The sequence below is a fragment of the Clostridium sp. LXY-7 genome, from assembly GCF_056172015.1.
Genome location: NZ_JBLLJL010000002.1, coordinates 764628 through 781364 on the forward strand (window position 1 = coordinate 764628; position 16737 = coordinate 781364).

At 28.9% G+C, this 16737-nt stretch carries 16 protein-coding genes; 11 read left to right on the forward strand and 5 right to left on the reverse strand.

Annotation, left to right across the window (positions count from 1 at the left end; all coding sequences use genetic code 11):
• Positions 1-56: 56 nt before the first annotated feature.
• Positions 57-929 carry a LysR family transcriptional regulator gene (locus ACI48Q_RS10800; RefSeq protein WP_474919089.1) on the reverse strand — a complete coding sequence of 291 codons (873 nt, stop codon included), beginning with the start codon at positions 927-929 and terminating at the stop codon, positions 57-59.
• 229 nt (positions 930-1158) lie between these two features.
• Here ACI48Q_RS10800 and ACI48Q_RS10805 point away from each other — a divergent pair, with 229 nt between their 5' ends.
• Positions 1159-2901: an ABC transporter ATP-binding protein gene (locus ACI48Q_RS10805; protein ID WP_474919090.1), complete on the forward strand. Its 1743-nt coding sequence runs from the start codon at positions 1159-1161 to the stop codon at positions 2899-2901.
• Positions 2901-4640, forward strand: coding sequence for an ABC transporter ATP-binding protein (locus ACI48Q_RS10810; RefSeq protein ID WP_474919091.1), 1740 nt, complete (start codon positions 2901-2903; stop codon positions 4638-4640). Before ACI48Q_RS10805 ends, ACI48Q_RS10810 begins: the two co-directional genes overlap by 1 nt.
• Positions 4641-4716: 76 nt before the next feature.
• Here ACI48Q_RS10810 and ACI48Q_RS10815 read toward each other — a convergent pair whose 3' ends face one another.
• Entirely contained in the window at positions 4717-5019 is a 303-nt protein-coding gene (locus ACI48Q_RS10815; RefSeq protein WP_474919092.1) for a DUF6506 family protein, read from the reverse strand.
• Between the two features lie 272 nt (positions 5020-5291).
• Here ACI48Q_RS10815 and ACI48Q_RS10820 point away from each other — a divergent pair, with 272 nt between their 5' ends.
• From ACI48Q_RS10820 to ACI48Q_RS10850, 7 genes are all read left to right on the forward strand, one after another.
• Complete coding sequence (locus ACI48Q_RS10820; protein WP_474919093.1) at positions 5292-6905, forward strand: N-acetylmuramoyl-L-alanine amidase; 1614 nt, start codon at positions 5292-5294, stop codon at positions 6903-6905.
• Between the two features lie 330 nt (positions 6906-7235).
• Positions 7236-7952: a PadR family transcriptional regulator gene (locus tag ACI48Q_RS10825; protein ID WP_474919094.1), complete on the forward strand. Its 717-nt coding sequence runs from the start codon at positions 7236-7238 to the stop codon at positions 7950-7952.
• An 86-nt stretch (positions 7953-8038) separates the two neighbouring features.
• Complete coding sequence (locus tag ACI48Q_RS10830; protein WP_474919095.1) at positions 8039-8785, forward strand: ABC transporter ATP-binding protein; 747 nt, start codon at positions 8039-8041, stop codon at positions 8783-8785.
• 13 nt (positions 8786-8798) lie between these two features.
• Entirely contained in the window at positions 8799-9545 is a 747-nt protein-coding gene (locus ACI48Q_RS10835; RefSeq protein ID WP_474919096.1) for an ABC transporter permease, read from the forward strand.
• Positions 9545-10567 (forward strand): ABC transporter permease, encoded by a 1023-nt coding sequence (locus ACI48Q_RS10840; protein WP_474919097.1) that lies wholly within the window; start codon positions 9545-9547, stop codon positions 10565-10567. Before ACI48Q_RS10835 ends, ACI48Q_RS10840 begins: the two co-directional genes overlap by 1 nt.
• A 127-nt stretch (positions 10568-10694) precedes the next feature.
• A complete protein-coding gene (locus ACI48Q_RS10845) occupies positions 10695-11999 on the forward strand; it encodes an MATE family efflux transporter (protein ID WP_474919098.1) in 1305 nt (434 codons plus the stop codon).
• Positions 12000-12098: 99 nt separating this feature from the next.
• Complete coding sequence (locus ACI48Q_RS10850) at positions 12099-12917, forward strand: MerR family transcriptional regulator (RefSeq protein ID WP_474919099.1); 819 nt, start codon at positions 12099-12101, stop codon at positions 12915-12917.
• Between the two features lie 227 nt (positions 12918-13144).
• Here ACI48Q_RS10850 and ACI48Q_RS10855 read toward each other — a convergent pair whose 3' ends face one another.
• The 3 genes from ACI48Q_RS10855 to ACI48Q_RS10865 all read right to left on the reverse strand — a co-directional run bounded on the left by ACI48Q_RS10855 (position 13145) and on the right by ACI48Q_RS10865 (position 15279).
• The gene (locus ACI48Q_RS10855; protein ID WP_474919100.1) at positions 13145-13933 is read right to left on the reverse strand and encodes an EFR1 family ferrodoxin; all 789 of its coding nucleotides are present in this window, start codon (positions 13931-13933) and stop codon (positions 13145-13147) included.
• Positions 13934-14316: 383 nt separating this feature from the next.
• Positions 14317-14574 (reverse strand): AbrB/MazE/SpoVT family DNA-binding domain-containing protein, encoded by a 258-nt coding sequence (locus tag ACI48Q_RS10860; RefSeq protein WP_474919101.1) that lies wholly within the window; start codon positions 14572-14574, stop codon positions 14317-14319.
• A 213-nt stretch (positions 14575-14787) separates the two neighbouring features.
• The gene (locus tag ACI48Q_RS10865) at positions 14788-15279 is read right to left on the reverse strand and encodes a YajQ family cyclic di-GMP-binding protein (protein ID WP_474919102.1); all 492 of its coding nucleotides are present in this window, start codon (positions 15277-15279) and stop codon (positions 14788-14790) included.
• A 237-nt stretch (positions 15280-15516) separates the two neighbouring features.
• On the opposite strand from ACI48Q_RS10865, the gene ACI48Q_RS10870 reads away from it, so the two are divergent.
• Entirely contained in the window at positions 15517-16011 is a 495-nt protein-coding gene (locus tag ACI48Q_RS10870; RefSeq protein WP_474919103.1) for a TspO/MBR family protein, read from the forward strand.
• A gap of 151 nt (positions 16012-16162) precedes the next feature.
• Positions 16163-16594, forward strand: a complete 432-nt coding sequence (locus tag ACI48Q_RS10875; RefSeq protein WP_474919104.1) for a hypothetical protein — start codon at positions 16163-16165, stop codon at positions 16592-16594.
• Positions 16595-16737: the final 143 nt, after the last annotated feature.

Consider the following 16737-nt stretch of genomic DNA (forward strand, 5'->3'; position numbering starts at 1 on the left):
AATTGTTAAATCTATTATAAAAAACCTTATTTAGGAACAATCCCAAATAAGGTTTTTTACTCTTTTCCACTAAAATACTCCACAAATTTACTTGCCATAGATGAGATATATCTATCTTTAAGCCAAATTGCAGCTATTTGAGTATTTAGTCTAGAACTTTTTATCTCTTTATACAATAGATTATCGTTATCTGCTAATGCGAAGGCTGATCTAGGGACTATGCCAACTCCTAAGCCTGCATTTGCCCATAATACTGTGGTTCTTGCATCATCATTTTTGCAGAATATTTCTGCTTCGAAGCCTGCTTCTAAGGAGGTTTCATAAATTAATTGTTCAAATCTGCGATAAATGATTAAAGGTTTATTCTTTAATTCCTCTACATATATATAGTCCTTATCTGATCTAAATGCATATTCCTTACTCATTATAGCTATCATTGGTTCTGGGTCCATATATCTACACTCAAACATAGAGGTATTAAACGGAGTTCTTACAATTCCCACTTCTATAATACCCTTATTTAATAGATCCACCATTTTAAAAGTATTTCCTTCGTGTATTTCAAACTTTATACTAGGATAATCTTTTCTAAAATTTGAAATTCTAGCATTTAAAAGCATAGCTCCAGAGGATGATACAGTACCTATAGACAGCGTACCTTTTAAGCCTTTTTTAAAATCCTTTATTTCATTTATAGTTGAATCTGAAAGTTCCAATATCTGTTGAGCTCTATCTCTTAACATTTTCCCTGCATCAGTTAATTTAATATGTCGAGCACCTCTTTCCACTAGTTTTACCCCAAGTTCATCTTCAAGGTTTTTAAGCTGTTGACTTAAAGGTGGTTGCGCCATATTAAGTCTTTTAGCAGCTGAGGTTATCTGTCCTTCCTCCACTATTGTTAAGAAGTATTTCAATTGCTTTATATCCATATTAGACTTCCTCCATATACTCTTTACATATATTAACCATACTAATCAGATATTATTAATATGGAAAACCCTATGGTACAATGATAATTGAGAATTAAAGTATATGCAATAAATTTAAGATATCTTTAAATTAATGGAGCATCTTATGGATATGATAAGTAGTAATACCTTGATATTTTATATCTCCAGACATTTTAAAGATATCTAAAGTATTTTAAGAAAGGTTATGATGAACTTGTTTAAACTTATACACTTTTTAAAGCCTTATAAAAAGGAATGTATTGTTGGACCATTATTTAAATTATTTGAAGCAATTCTAGAACTGCTCTTACCTACAATCATGGCTCTGGTTATAAATAATGGAGTAGCTACCAAGGATACATCTTATGTATTAAAAATGGGTGCTCTAATGATATTTATGGCGATTTTAGGTTTTGGAAGCTCCTTAGTGTGTCAATATTTTGCGGCACGTGCCTCTCAAGGATTTGGTACAACACTTCGTAATACACTATTTCAACATATATCTTCACTATCCTATACAGAGCTAGATAACCTAGGAACACCATCCTTAATAAATAGAATAACTAATGATGTAAATCAGCTTCAACTTGCAGTTGCAATGCTTATACGTCTTGTAGTACGTGCACCATTTATATGTATTGGTGCTATTATTATGGCCATGATATTAGATTTTCAACTTTCCTTAATTTTAATTGCCACTACTCCATTTTTTGCAATTATACTATACTTTTTTATAACTAAAACTTCTCCTATATATAGATTATATCAACAAAAACTAGATAGAATTTCCTTAATAATTCGTGAAAATCTCTCTGGTGTAAGGGTCATAAGAGCTTTTGCCAAAATACCCACGGAAAAGAGCCGATTTAAAAATGCTAATGAAGATTTAACCCAGACAGCCATCCGTGTTGGCAGGATTTCAGCCCTATTAAATCCTCTAACTTCACTGGTTATGAACTCTGCCATTATTGTTCTATTATGGGTGGGTGGATATCAAATTAATTCAGGCAACTTATCCTCAGGTACCATCATAGCCTTTGTTAATTATATTACTCAAATCTTACTTGCTCTTATAGTTGTATCAAACTTAATTATAATATTTACAAAGGCATCTGCCTCAGCAAATCGTATTAATGAAGTACTGGAGACTACTTCATCTATTAAAGATAGCTGTAAAGTACCATCATTGAGTAATAATACAGAAACTCCAGCTATTGAATTTAAAGATGTGTCCTTTAGCTATAGCTCTACTGGTGATATGGCTCTTGAGAATATTTCAGTAACTATAAATAGAGGAGATACTATAGGTATCATAGGAGGAACTGGGTCTGGTAAATCTACTTTTATTAATTTAATACCAAGGTTTTATGATGTAAGTAAAGGTCAGATTAACATCAATAATATTAATGTTAAAGAGCAGTCACTAGTAGAATTGAGAAATAAAATAGGTATAGTTCCTCAAAAATCTGAATTATTCACTGGTACCATAATAGAAAATCTTCGATTCGGTAATGAAAATGCTTCAGAAGAGGAAATTATGAAAGCCTCAAAAATTGCACAAGCTCATGAATTTATAAGCACTCTACCAGATGGATATAACACTTTGGTGTCTCGTGGAGGCGCAAACTTTTCTGGAGGACAAAAACAACGTCTAACTATAGCTCGTGCATTGGTTAAAAAACCATCTATATTAATCCTTGATGATTCTTCTAGTGCGCTGGATTTTGCAACAGATGCAGCATTGAAAGCTGCCCTTAAAGAAAATTTAAAGGATACCACCATAATAATTGTGTCTCAAAGGGCTAGCACAATAAAAACATCAGATAAAATTATTGTGTTTGATGATGGCTATATAGTTGGAATAGGCACACATAGTGAACTCATGAATAACTGTGAAGTATATAAAGAAATCTGCTTATCTCAACTTTCAAATGAGGAGGCAAGTAAATAATGAAGAAGAAAACATTGTTAAGAATCACTAAGTATATAGGAAAGAATAGGGGACTTTTACTTGGCTCAATCCTCTGTGCAATCATAGGTGTGATATCAAGTTTAATTGGTCCCATGTTCATAGGGAAGTCCATAGATAATATGATTGGACCAGGCGAAGTTAATTTTCAATCCATATTTAATATTTTAATTATATTGGCAATAGTTTATGGATGTAGTTCACTATTTACTTGGCTACTTACCTATTTTACAAATCGTATCTCCTATAAAACTGTTAATATGATGCGCCATGATTTGTTTACTAAAATTAACACATTACCATTAAAATTTTATGATAAAACCTCCCATGGCGATATTATAAGTAGATTTGTAAATGATATAGATTCCATAGCAGATGGTATGCTCCAAGGTATAGCAGCCTTACTTACAGGCATAGTTACCATTATAGGTTCCATAGGATTTATGCTATGGATCAATCCTATAATGGCAATGGTTGTAGTATTGTCAGCTCCATTCACCTTTGTAGTGGCACGTTTTATAACTACTAGGTCACAGCAACTATTTAGAGAGCAGGCTAATAAATTGGGTTCACTAAATGGATATGTGGAAGAGATGGTAACAGGGCAAAAAACAATAAAAGCCTTTAATTATGAAACTTATTCTTTTGATAAGTTTAAATCTATAAATGATGAATTATACAGAGCAGGAGTTAAATCTCAGTTTTATGGTTCTCTTGCAAATCCATCCACTAGATTGGTAAATAATATTACTTATTCCATAATAGGTATAATAGGTAGTGTAATAGCCATTATGGGTAAAATCACTATCGGTGACATATCTAGCTTCCTTATATACTCTAATTTATTTTCAAAACCTTTTAATGAAATAACAGGGGTCTTTACACAAATACAAGGAGCTGTTGCCTCAGCAGAACGTATTTTTACTATACTTGATATGGAAAGTGAAATTACAGATGAAGAAAATATTAAGGAACTTAAAGTAATTAAAGGAAATATTCACTTTAATAATGTGAAATTCTCATATACTCCTGAAAAAGAATTAATCACTAACTTAAGCTTTAATATAAAACCTGGGAGTAAAATTGCTATTGTAGGGAAAACTGGTGCAGGAAAAACAACTCTTGTAAATCTATTAATGAGATTTTATGAAGTTGATAGTGGGTCCATATTAATTGATGGTATAAATATTAAGGATATTACCAGAGATAGTCTAAGGCAAAATTTTGGTATGGTTCTTCAAGATACCTTCTTATTTTCAGATACCATAGAAAATAATATTGCCTATGGTAAACCTAATGCTACAAAAGAAGAGATTATTGAGGCAGCAAAAGCAGCTGATGCACACAACTTTATAAGACGTTTGCCTAATGGATATGACACTATAATAAGTGGGGCAGGGGATAATCTGTCTCAAGGACAAAAGCAGCTTTTGACCATAGCTCGTGTAATCCTTGTTAATCCTCCTATGCTTATTTTAGACGAAGCAACTAGCAATATAGATACAAGAACAGAGCTTCGTATACAAAATGCATTCCAGAAAGTTATGGAGGGACGAACAAGCTTCATAATAGCCCATAGACTTTCTACCATAAAAGAAGCAGATATGATTTTAGTCATGGAGAAAGGGGATATTATAGAGCAGGGAACCCATGAAGCCTTATTAAGAGCTAATGGTCCTTATTCAAAGCTTTATAACAGTCAATTTCCCCTAACTAAATAGTTAAATTTCTTTAATAATATAGAGCACTGGCATAAATTAAATGTCGGTGCTCTTGTTATATGGAGTAAAAGAAAATTTATTTACCAAAAAAATTTTTAAATTTCTCATCTTCACTAGTGAAATGAGTTACATACCCAATGGCCATTTTACCCTCTGTAATATCAATAAGTTTTTGTGTTAGTTTACAATCAAAAGCACCACAAACTTCTAATGCACCAACACCCATTACTAATAATTTTTGTACAGTTGAGCATGCCTCTTCAAAGTTTCTTACGGTTACGATGTATGTATGTCTAGTTTCAGTTTCGAAATGTGAATTGTGAAGCTCTGGATTATATCCAGGTCCCATAAGCATAAAAGCATATTTAGATTTTTCCATAATTATTTTCCTCCTAATATTTTCAAATCTTATATTCTTAGTTTATTCACAAAGTTATAGTGAAACCCTTAGAAATTTTCATTCCATAAATTACTTTTTAGTAGTTTACTCTAATTATATCATGATTTTTGTAAATAAATAGGATATATAGCAAAATTAAATAAACATTTGTTAGAAATTCACATATAGGTATGTATACTTTGTTGTATAATGTTGTATTAAATGTTAATATATTAATATGTAAATAAGTATATTTAGAAGGGTGATAGTTCATGACACACACAAAATTTAAAAGAATACTAATTATTATGATACTATGTATAACATTCTTAGCAAGTACAATTGTAAGTGTTGGAGCTACTACAAACTCCGATGTTCTCTATGCTAATGCATTTAATGCAGTAAATACTTGTCAAAATAGCAATACTCAACAATCAATTAACCATGCTAGAGGAACAATAGAGGCATTAAATGGAACAAATGCTTCTTGGGCTATTGGAGAATTTTCAAAGCAAACAGATGTGGTTCAACAAAAATTATTTGAAGAATTTATGGGTTTGCTTTTTACTAAAAATAATGAGCCTAAACCTAGCGTGCCACAAGCTGATATAAATAGGGCCAAGAATTTAGTAATTAGTTTTGATACATATAAGGGAAATAAACCCTATACAGCTTCTTGGTCTTCGGCAGTAGATAAGTACCAACAAATGATACTAGAAGATACAGCTAAATTAGTTTCTACCGCAGAAAACACTAAAAAATCTGCTGATATAGAAAGTGCAAAAAAGGGCATTAACATTCTTCTTACTGCAAAAAATAATCAAGGGGTAATTGACTTTGCTAATAGCTTAATGGCAAGAGTAAATGCTATAGTTGACATAGAGGAAGAACTATTAAAGGAAGAGGCAGTTAAACTTGTTACTACTGCAGAATCCACTAAAAAAGCTGTAGATATAGAAAATGCTAAAAAAGCGATTAATAAACTTCTAGCAGCAAGTAATAATCAAGATATAATTGATTTTGCCAATGGATTAATGGCAAGAGTAAATGCTATAGTTGATGTAGATCAAGAATTATTAAAGAAAGAAGCAGTTAAACTTGTAACTACCGCGGAAACAACTAGAAAGACTGTAGACATAGAAAATGCAAAAAAAGCCATCAATAAAGTTTTAAAAGTTAGTAATGATGAAGATACAATTGATTTTGCAAATAAACTATTTGCAAGATTAAGTTCCATCATACCTGATGATAATAAAAAAATTAACATAATAGGAGGTCGTGCAGGCCATAATCTCAATTGTGTAGGATCAAGTTCGATACTAGATGAGGCTACTGAGACTAGAAAAATATTTGAGAGTTCTCTTAATTACCTAAAACCTGTTACTAATATAGTTGATTGTACACCATATCATAATCCATCAAACCAACAGGATGATCTGAAGTATGGTGTAAACAAAGCAAATAGTAGCAATGTGGATTTGTTTTTTTCAATTCATTTAAATAAAGCCTATAATACAATACAAGAGCGTGGTATTGGCAGTGAAGTATGGGTTTATGATGAAAACTCTACAGAAGCAATTAAAAGAGGTAAAGCCATATTAAGTAATTTGGAGAAATTAGGATTTAAAAATAGAGGTATAAAATATTCTAAAAATTTATTTGAGTTAGATAATACTAACGGTGAAGCAATGATAATAGAATGTTTCTTTTTAGAAAGTATGTTTGATACTAACTTATACAATGAAGTTGGTGTTGATAAATTAGGACAAGCTATAGCTAATGGATTGGATAGTAGAGTTCCATTTAGTGTAGATCCTAAAACATCTATTTTCTCACAACCAGACGAAGAAATAGACAAATATAATTCCTTGAAAATGGCCAATTAGCATCTACTTATAAAAATATAATAATATATAAGATTATAGAATTAAGCCATGAATTACACTTAGGTGCAACTCATAGCTTTTTTTAATAGACTTTTTTTAATATATTGTTGATAATAAACTAGATATAATTTTAAATAGAAGATATATCTTTATAAAAATTAAAGAATTTGCTTGAAAAATATGAAATTTAAAATTAATAACTATCGTAAGTCAGAAATTATAAAACAACAATAAACATAGCCAACGTTGAGTATTATTATTGACAATAACCAAGGTCGGTTATATCATAATAATAAGAACAACTTTTAAATAAACTTGTGAGGAGACAATATGGTTAAATTGATTATTCTTTATTATTTAAATATAAAATCTACCCATGGCTATGAAATACAAAAGTTTATACAAACCACAGGATTTGATATCTGGGCAAAAGTTAAATCTGGCTCTATTTACTATGCCTTAAGTAAGATGGAAAAAAATGGAGAGGTTGAGTTGGTTATAGAGGAAACCCATGGTTCTAGAGTTAGAAGAATATATAAGATTACAGATAAGGGGAGAGAAGAACTTAAGCAAACTATTGAAGATGAATTAGGAAAGCAGCTAATACCTATAGGAACTGAAAAATTTATTATACCTATGACCTTTAATAGATTAAGTAAAGAAAGTGCAACTCCAATTATAAAGAGGCATATTAAAGAACTTAAAGAAACCTTAGATTATTGGATATATTGGAAGAAAATCAAGGTTAATGACTCTAGTCCAGAAGTAGATAAAATTTCCTTTGATATGACCATAACTAATATTGAATATGCTATAAAATGGCATGAAGCGCTCATAAATGAATATGATACATATATCGAAGATGCTAAAAAGCTTGAGTTGATGATTAAAACCTTTGATTTTGATGATATAAATGAAGTAAAAATTCAAGATGAAAAATTAGATAACGAAAAAATAAATGAATTAAGAGAAGTTATATTAAATAATCCTGAGAACTCAAAGGATGCCTTGGAACAGTTAATTAACTTAATGTCAAAAAATAAATAAAATAAAAATGCAGTAGGCTTTACTGTATTTTATTTAAAAACTATATCCAACGTTGTATATAAAATATTTTATAAAGGAGAAATATTATGAAAAATATTCTAACAGTTAAATCATTGAAAAAAAGCTTTAAAGATAGAGCGGTTGTAAAAGATCTAAGCTTTCATGTTGAAGAAGGTGATATAGTTGGTTTTTTAGGTCCTAATGGTGCTGGTAAGAGCACAACTATAAATATGATTTCCACACTTTTAGATATGGATGAGGGGCAAGTATTTTTTCAAGGGGAGGATATAAGAGGCAATGAAGATGATTTTAAAAAATCATTAGGCCTTGTGCCACAAGATATTGCATTATTTTCTGATCTTTCTGCTTATGAGAATGTAAAGTTTTTTGGATCCTTATATGGCTTAAAAGGAATTGAACTAAAGAAAAAAACCAATTCAGCATTAGAATCTGTTGGACTTCTTGATAGAAAAAATGATTATCCTAACTCATTCTCAGGCGGAATGAAAAGAAGACTTAATATCGCTTGTTCCATAGTACACTGCCCAAAACTATTGATAATGGATGAGCCTACCGTAGGTATAGACCCTCAATCAAGGAACAATATCCTAGAAGTTACAAAATTACTAAAAGAACAAGGTACTACAGTAATATATATTTCTCATTATATGGAGGAAGTTGAGGCAATATGCTCTAGACTTATCATAATGGATACCGGAGAAATAATTGAAGAAGGGCGTAAAGAAGAAATTAAAGAAAGATATAGGGTGTATGGGCTAAAAAGCCTAGAAGAAATATTTTTACATTTAACAGGAAAGGCATTAAGAGATTAGTGAGGTGTTTCAAATGAATGGCTTTATCGTACTATTTAATTTAGGAATGAAGAAAAGAATAAAAGATTCATTCTTGATAGGATATGGCATTATTTTTCCTCTATTTTTAATAGGGATCCTTGGCTATATGGCTTCTAATTATTATTCAGGGGTAAATGGGATAACATCCTATTACTATTATTCATTAGTTTCTATTCCATTTTGTACATTTTTAGGTGCAGTTACTCTTGTGTATGTGGCAAGGGAAGAAAGCAACTTTAAATGTGGAGAAAGATTTATTATAGCTCCTATTAGTAGAACTGCTATAGTTCTATCAAAAATACTACCTTCAACAATATCAATGACAATATATAATATTATCTTAATGGTAATTTGCAAAATAGTTTTTAAAGTAGACTTTAGAGGAAGGTTCTTGGAACTTCTACTACTTTTCACTATATTAGGATTTATGTCTTGTGCTGTTGGATCTTTTATAGGACTTTGCACGAGAAATTTCTTGACAGTAAAAAACTTTATAAGTACTCCTATATTGGTTATGGCTATGCTCGGTGGAAGTTTTTTCCCCGTAGGCTCCTTAGGCAAATTCGTGGAAAAAATAAGCTATATTTCACCTTTAACCTGGATAAATAAAGGAATTTTTATGATGCTAAATGATAATAGAATGGATATATATTTATATGCCATAATTATAACTCTAGCTTTAAGTATAATATTTACCATTGGCTCTATAAAAAAATTCAAAAAGGAGGTATTTCTATAATGATAATTTTATTGATCATTAGAAATGAATTTACTAGAAGTCTAACAAATAAGAAGAAACTTTTATTAATGGTATTAGTTCCAGTAATATCAGTAATCTTTGCTATGGGTATTAATAATATAATGAAACCTTCTATAAACATTGGAATTATAGATAAAGAAAGTAAAAATATAGGTGAATCTTTTAAGAACAAAGCATTACAATTCAATGGAATAAAAGTCACAGATGCAAATGGATCTAGTATTTATACAGATATGATTTTAGCTAAGTATGCAACTATAATCCAGTTTAATGATGATGGAAACTTCCTTATTAGCTGTTTAGATCCTCACCTTAAAACTACTATAGAAGATGTGGTGATAAATTTTCTTTATACTGGTAATATTAATGGATTAGATGAAATATTATCAAAAATGGAGAGGGGAAATTTAACAGTTTCTCAAAGAGGAGTTGGATTTATTTTATTAACCTTAATGATAACCTGTACCATGATGGCTTGTAATTTTATAAAAGATAAAGAAGATGGAATATTAATTAGATATAGATTATCTTCAAAAAAATTATACATCTATATACTTGGTATATATTTATATAATCTTATAAGTACAATTTTTCAAATATCTATTTCAACTTTGGTATTAAGAGCTTTATCTATAGACATAGGAATTAGTTTGTTTCAATTTTTTATAATAGGATTAGCTGTAGCAGTAACTGCATCAAGTTTTGGAGTATTGATGGTTAGTCTATGTAATAGTGAATTACAAGCTAGTTTAATGGCTTCCTCTGTTGCTATGATAGTATCTTTATTTGGTGGAGCACTGTTACCTTTAGAAAAAATGCCAAATGCCATAAAAGCTCTTAGCAATGTGACAGTGACAAAATGGCTCATTCAGTTTACTTATCACATCGAAAATAAAACCACCAATGTTGAATGTATAATTCCAATTATAGCCATGCTTATTATAAGTGTAATTACAGTGGGTGTAGTTACTATCCTAGGGAGAAAAAAATTTGTGTTATAAAAACTTCTAAATTCTTATTATAGTACCTATAGCCTTTATAAATTAATAAAAAAAGCTTGACTCTATAGTAACAATAGAGTTTATAATATGAAAGGTAAAATTTAAAACTAAAGGTGGGTATATACATATGATAAAACAGTTTTTAAAATATGCCGTTCCTTCAGCTCTTGCTATGTTTATTTCGTCTTTATATACAGTTGTTGATGGAATATTTGTAGGCCAAGGTGTTGGAGATTCAGCATTAGCAGCAGTAAATATAGTTCTACCATTTACAGTTATATTGTTTGGATTAGCTTCAATGTTTGCTATCGGTGGCGGGGCTTTAGTGTCTAAAAATATTGGAGCAAAGAATGATGAAATGGCAGTAAATATATTTAGACAAGTATTTAAATTTCTTCTAATAACTAGTTTGGTGATAAGTATACTTTGCATTATATTTACCAATGAAATAGTAACCTTACTAGGTTCTACTGACAGCTTAAAACCTCTAGCTGTGGATTATTTAAGATTTTATGCTATATTTTGTATCCCAAATTTAATAGGTATAGTTCTTAACAGTTTCGTTAGAAATGATGGTCAACCAAAACTTGCAATGATTTCTACTATTGCAGGTGCTATAACTAATATAATTTTAGACTATGTGTTTATATTTAAGTTTGGATTAGGAATCAAAGGAGCAGCCATAGCTACAGGACTAGGACAGATAGTTACAGTATGCATGTTATTGCCTCATTTCTTAAATAAAAGGGGATGTTTAACCTTTGGAAATGTAAAGCTTAATAAAACTCTTATTAAGGAATTTTCACTTATAGGTTTTCCATCTTTCTTTGCTCAAGCTAGCTATTCATTAATTGTATTAATGCATAATATAGCCTTAGTTAAGTATGTAGGTGAGATTGGAATTTCTGCCTATAGTATACTAAACTACATAACTACCAATATATACATGGTGCTTTATGGTATAACCTTAGGTGTTCAGCCACTTATAAGTTATAATTATGGAAGAAAAAATGGAGAGAAAATGTTAAAGTTCTTTAAAATAACATCTATATCTTCCATAATGATTAGTGGATTTTTTGTTGTAGTGAGTTTTTTATTTGGAACACATATAATAAGTATATTTACATCAGATCCACAGATAGTAAACTTATCATACAGTGCCCTTAAAATAGCAAGTATAAGCTATTTTGCAGTAGGATTAAATCTAAATACCCTTGTATATTATCAAGCTTTAGAGACTCCTAAATACTCAAATATAATTTGTTTATGTAGATCAGTAATCTTCTTACCAATATGCTTATTCTTACTTGGTAATATATTGGGAATTAATGGAATATGGGCAAGTGCACTTATATGTGAAACGCTAACATTTATAACTATTAACCTAATGACTAATATAAAAGCTTCTACTAAAGCAGTTATAGAAATGTAAATAGGTACTAGTGTTGTAATATAAAAGCTATGGTTAATGAATTAGTTATCCATAGCTTTTTTTGATTTTATAAGGATATAATAGAGTGGAGGTGATATAATGGGTACAAGATTTTCTATAGGGGAAATGTCCAAATTGCATAATGTATCAATTCAGACCTTAAGGCATTACGATAAAATTGGACTACTAAAGCCTGGATATGTAAATGAGAAAAGTAAATATAGATACTATTCTGTTAAGCATTTTGTTATGTTGGATCTAATAAAACACTGTAAAGCCATGGGACTTTCCTTAGAGGAAATAAAATTCATCATAGATAATTATACCTCTTTTGATTCTATTTTAAATATAATAAGTAATCAAAAGGAGTTAATAGATAATAAAATAAAAGAATTACAAAGTATAAAAAGTAATATTACTTTTCTTGAGAGTCGTATAAAATCCTCCTTAGAAGAGGGGATTAATAAAGTATTTATTAAATATAATGGGGAAAGAAACTTTATTAAGTACGATAATACTAACAGGTATACAGAGGAATTTGAAATAAAACTAAGCAAAACTTTAGTTGATATAGAACAAAAATATAATATTTCAAATAAAGAATTAGCTTTTGAAACCTCTTATGATGCTTTTAAAAATCACAATGAGCTAGTATACAATAACATGATGATTAACCTTAAAGCTTCGATTCCTTCCAATGATGAAAAAATTATAACTTTACCAAAAGGGGATTACATAACTATAAATTTTGATGATGCTTATAATGATACTAGCAAATATTATAAAAAAATAATGGATTATATAAATATAAATAATATTAATGTATGCGGTAACTTTTATGAAATATATATAATGACTAGAGTTGGTAATGATGCTAAGGAGAAAGCCTTAGGCCAAATTCAGATACTAAAAATATAATTTAAATATACAGATTGTAATAATATGAAGCTCAATTTCAACAATCTATTAAACATACTTATAATATGAATTGTATTCATTACAACTTATATATTAAAAATAGTGAGGAAAGCTATCTCAAAATTTTGAGATAGCTTTCCTTTCATATTAAAGATTTAAGATACTTTTATGCTGGATCAGCACGTGGATTACATCTTTGACTACAACAGTGACAAGGGCATATATATTTATTTTATAATCATCTCTGTAGGGGACACATTAGGATTTATATAGCGTCCTTTTTTTTCACTATTTTTCCCATATTGAATTGCTTGGACTGGACAATAGTGAAGACAAGCAAGACATTGTGAGCACTTTTTACTCCACTTTGGTTTATCTAATACAGTTATATTTTTACAGTTACATACTTTTTCACAGAGCTTACAGGATGTACACTTTTGGGTAACATAGAATTTCTTTGTATCCATAGCATGTTTATTAAACATTGGATTTATTATATTAGTTAGCACTGAAGGCATAATACCTTTCTCTAGCTCATATACTTCTGTTTTTCTCTCTTTGATTATTCCATTAATTTTCTTCAAATATTCTTCAGCATCTCTAAGTTTTTTATCTACTATTTCTTTGGGATCTGTATTTCCTAAAATTATATAGTTGTTAGGCATTTTTATAGAAAAGCCACTATTTAAGATAATACCTTTTTTATTTAATGAGTTACTTAAAACCTTCATGGTATTTCCTATATTTTCACCACAGGTAGCTATAGAAAATGTATAATTTTTATTATAGTTTGAAAATGTAAGTTTAGATATAAAATCCAACACCATTTGAGGGGGAGCCCAGGCATAGACAGGATATATAAATCCTATAATCTCATTTTCTTTAAGATCAAATTTATATTCATCATTTCCTTTACTCATTAGTGCAGATATTGAAATTAATTTTTCATTTTGTTCTGTAGAAATAACCTTTGTAATAGCTAGTGAATTTCCAGTACCAGAAAAGTAAAATATCATAGAGGTACTCCTTTCATCATCACATTTATTTAATTATAATTTTAGTGGACTTCAAGTTGAAGGTCAAATATAAAATTATAATTTAAAGCTATGACAAAATTAAAACAGTTACTAATCATTCTCCTGTTCATATTTCTTTTTCAATAACCACTAATGATGATAATTTATGTCGAAAAATAGAGCCTAATGTTTCACTTTCCAGTAAACACTTTGAAACCTTAAAACATTAAGTGAGAAGGGAATATTTTTATACTCATCTTGATAAAAATTTTTCAGGAATAAAAGAAAAATATATAAAAAATTTCGGGAATAATTATGTATATAATAGAAATAAAATAACAGGATAATTTAAATCATCCTGTTATTTTACACTTAACTATGTATTATTCTTGTGAGTTTACTTCTTTAGCTAAGTTTCCTAAGCACTCATCACATATATTCTTGCCCTTAAAGTTTTTAACATCTCTTGCATTTCCGCAAAATATACATGCTGGCTCATATTTCTTTAGTATTATTTGATCTTTATCCACATATATTTCTAGTGCATCTTTTATTTCGATGTCTAGGGTTCTTCTTAACTCTATTGGAATTACAATTCTTCCTAACTCATCTACTCTTCTTACTATACCTGTTGATTTCATATAATATTCCTCCTAGTGTTTATACTTTTTTTTGTTAAAGTTTATTTTTTAGTAAATTTTAATGTTTTATCTTATTATTAAATTATCCAATTAGGATAAAATTATACATTAAAAGTTAAACCAGTTATATTATAAACCATAAACAATAATTTTAACATAGGTAATTTAAAAAAATTAAAAAAAAATTTAAATATTGTCCTTATTTGTCGCATTTTATCTATAATTTGTAAATTGAACATCTATTCCATAGTCATTTCCTTTGATAAGTTGCATTACTGCTTGTAAATCATCTTTATCTTTTCCAGAGACTCTAAGTTGTTCATCCATGATTTGACATTGAACTTTTATTTTGCTTCCTTTTACATCGCTAACTATTTTTTTTGCTTTTTCCATAGCAATGCCTTTTACTATTTTTACATTTACCTTTGCACTTCCAAGAGAAGCATCTTGTATTTTGTCTACTTCCAATGCTTTAGATGAGATTCCTCTTTTAATAAATTTCCCCTTAAGAACATCTATCACTGCATTTAATTTAAATTCATCCTCAGATACAATTTTAATTTCATCCTTTTGTAATTCTATTTCAGTTTTACTGCCTTTAAAATCATATCTTTGTTTTATTTCTTTTAATGTTTGGTTAATAGCATTGTCAACTTCCTGCATATTAACCTCTGATACAACGTCAAAAGAATAGTTACTTGCCATGTTTTATCCTCCTTAAATATACAATATATAATTATCTATTAATAGATTAAGTTAAGTTGAAAGTTTTGTCTATAATTTTATAATAATTTTACAAAGATTATATATAATATATTTATTTAAAACATCTTCTATATATTTATTATTTTTTCTTCTAACCCAATAATATATACATATGTTTTGCATATAATCATCAAATTTCTAATAACTATATAGTATAGAAATATTAGGAGGAAAAACATGAAAAAGCTCATAGAAGTAAATGGTAAGAAAGACTATTTTCTTTTAATTTTAACAATTCTTTTAGTAAATGGTTTTGCATTTATCATAGGTAAACTAACTCAAAACTCTAATATCCTATATAACAGTTTAATTAAACCTGCCTTAGCTCCTCCAGATTGGTTTTTTCCAGTGATATGGACTATATTATATCTGCTAATGGCTATTGGCTTTTATAGAATATTAATGTTAAAAAAGCAGGGTAATAATGTGAATTACGCAATATTATTGTTCTCCCTTCAATTAATTCTTAATTATCTGTGGTCTATTTTGTTTTTCTATCTTGGAAGTCCATTTCTTGCTTTAATTGATCTTTGTATATTGATATTATTTATAATATTAACTATAATTTCATTTTATAAACTGGATAAAATTTCTGCTTATTTATTAATTCCTTATGGATTTTGGTGTATGTTCGCTGTATACCTCAATTATTCAATTTTTATGCTAAATTAAACTTTTAAAATATAATTATCTTTCATGACGTAAAATACCTTTCACATTTTCAAATTACTATTTATTTACCATAGTATATTGAACTATACCCTCATATTTGTTACAATAGTCTGTATTGATTAAATTCTATCAAAAGAAAGTAGTGATAGTTATGAAAATGTGTATTTTTGATACTACCCTTGAATGTAGCAATTGTGGTGAATGTGATTTATGTGAATATAATAAGAATAAGCTTTGCGATAACTGTGGGAAATGCCTTCAATTGGAAGGATTCGATGTTAAAGCAATAAAAATTGATGAGGTCTTTGAAGGTAATAAAACTACTGATCCTTTGAATTTAGATCTTGAAGAGTTTAGTGATTTTGATTTAGAGTTTGAAGAAGGGGATTCAAATAGTGAAGAATTTATTAAATCTAATCCTGAAGAATTAATAGATGAAGAGTATATAGATGCTCTAGATGATGAAAATATAGAATATATTGAAGATATTCAAGGATTAGAGGAGTTAATAGAAGAAGGTATTAACTCTACCGGAGAACTAATAGAAAAATTCCCTGGATTATATATAGTAAATAAGAAATAAAATATATAGATTGTAATAATGAAACCACATAATACAAATAGGCTTAAATATAAAATAATATGAAGTTCAATTTAAATAGCTTATAAAAGAGAAGCCTATTTGTATTATGTAGAAACTTAATTACAACTTATATATATGTGAAT

What these genes read in the sequence shown, in the direction of transcription:
- ACI48Q_RS10865 (WP_474919102.1), bottom strand. Translation starts at nt 15,279, where the DNA reads ATGGCAAGTAACTATTCTTTTGACGTTGTATCAGAGGTTAATATGCAG.
- ACI48Q_RS10870 (WP_474919103.1), top strand. Translation starts at nt 15,517, where the DNA reads ATGAAAAAGCTCATAGAAGTAAATGGTAAGAAAGACTATTTTCTTTTA.
- ACI48Q_RS10835 (WP_474919096.1), top strand. Translation starts at nt 8,799, where the DNA reads ATGAATGGCTTTATCGTACTATTTAATTTAGGAATGAAGAAAAGAATA.
- ACI48Q_RS10810 (WP_474919091.1), top strand. Translation starts at nt 2,901, where the DNA reads ATGAAGAAGAAAACATTGTTAAGAATCACTAAGTATATAGGAAAGAAT.
- ACI48Q_RS10800 (WP_474919089.1), bottom strand. Translation starts at nt 929, where the DNA reads ATGGATATAAAGCAATTGAAATACTTCTTAACAATAGTGGAGGAAGGA.
- ACI48Q_RS10855 (WP_474919100.1), bottom strand. Translation starts at nt 13,933, where the DNA reads ATGATATTTTACTTTTCTGGTACTGGAAATTCACTAGCTATTACAAAG.
- ACI48Q_RS10830 (WP_474919095.1), top strand. Translation starts at nt 8,039, where the DNA reads ATGAAAAATATTCTAACAGTTAAATCATTGAAAAAAAGCTTTAAAGAT.
- ACI48Q_RS10825 (WP_474919094.1), top strand. Translation starts at nt 7,236, where the DNA reads ATGGTTAAATTGATTATTCTTTATTATTTAAATATAAAATCTACCCAT.
- ACI48Q_RS10850 (WP_474919099.1), top strand. Translation starts at nt 12,099, where the DNA reads ATGGGTACAAGATTTTCTATAGGGGAAATGTCCAAATTGCATAATGTA.
- ACI48Q_RS10875 (WP_474919104.1), top strand. Translation starts at nt 16,163, where the DNA reads ATGAAAATGTGTATTTTTGATACTACCCTTGAATGTAGCAATTGTGGT.
- ACI48Q_RS10845 (WP_474919098.1), top strand. Translation starts at nt 10,695, where the DNA reads ATGATAAAACAGTTTTTAAAATATGCCGTTCCTTCAGCTCTTGCTATG.
- ACI48Q_RS10840 (WP_474919097.1), top strand. Translation starts at nt 9,545, where the DNA reads ATGATAATTTTATTGATCATTAGAAATGAATTTACTAGAAGTCTAACA.
- ACI48Q_RS10815 (WP_474919092.1), bottom strand. Translation starts at nt 5,019, where the DNA reads ATGGAAAAATCTAAATATGCTTTTATGCTTATGGGACCTGGATATAAT.
- ACI48Q_RS10860 (WP_474919101.1), bottom strand. Translation starts at nt 14,574, where the DNA reads ATGAAATCAACAGGTATAGTAAGAAGAGTAGATGAGTTAGGAAGAATT.
- ACI48Q_RS10820 (WP_474919093.1), top strand. Translation starts at nt 5,292, where the DNA reads ATGACACACACAAAATTTAAAAGAATACTAATTATTATGATACTATGT.
- ACI48Q_RS10805 (WP_474919090.1), top strand. Translation starts at nt 1,159, where the DNA reads ATGAACTTGTTTAAACTTATACACTTTTTAAAGCCTTATAAAAAGGAA.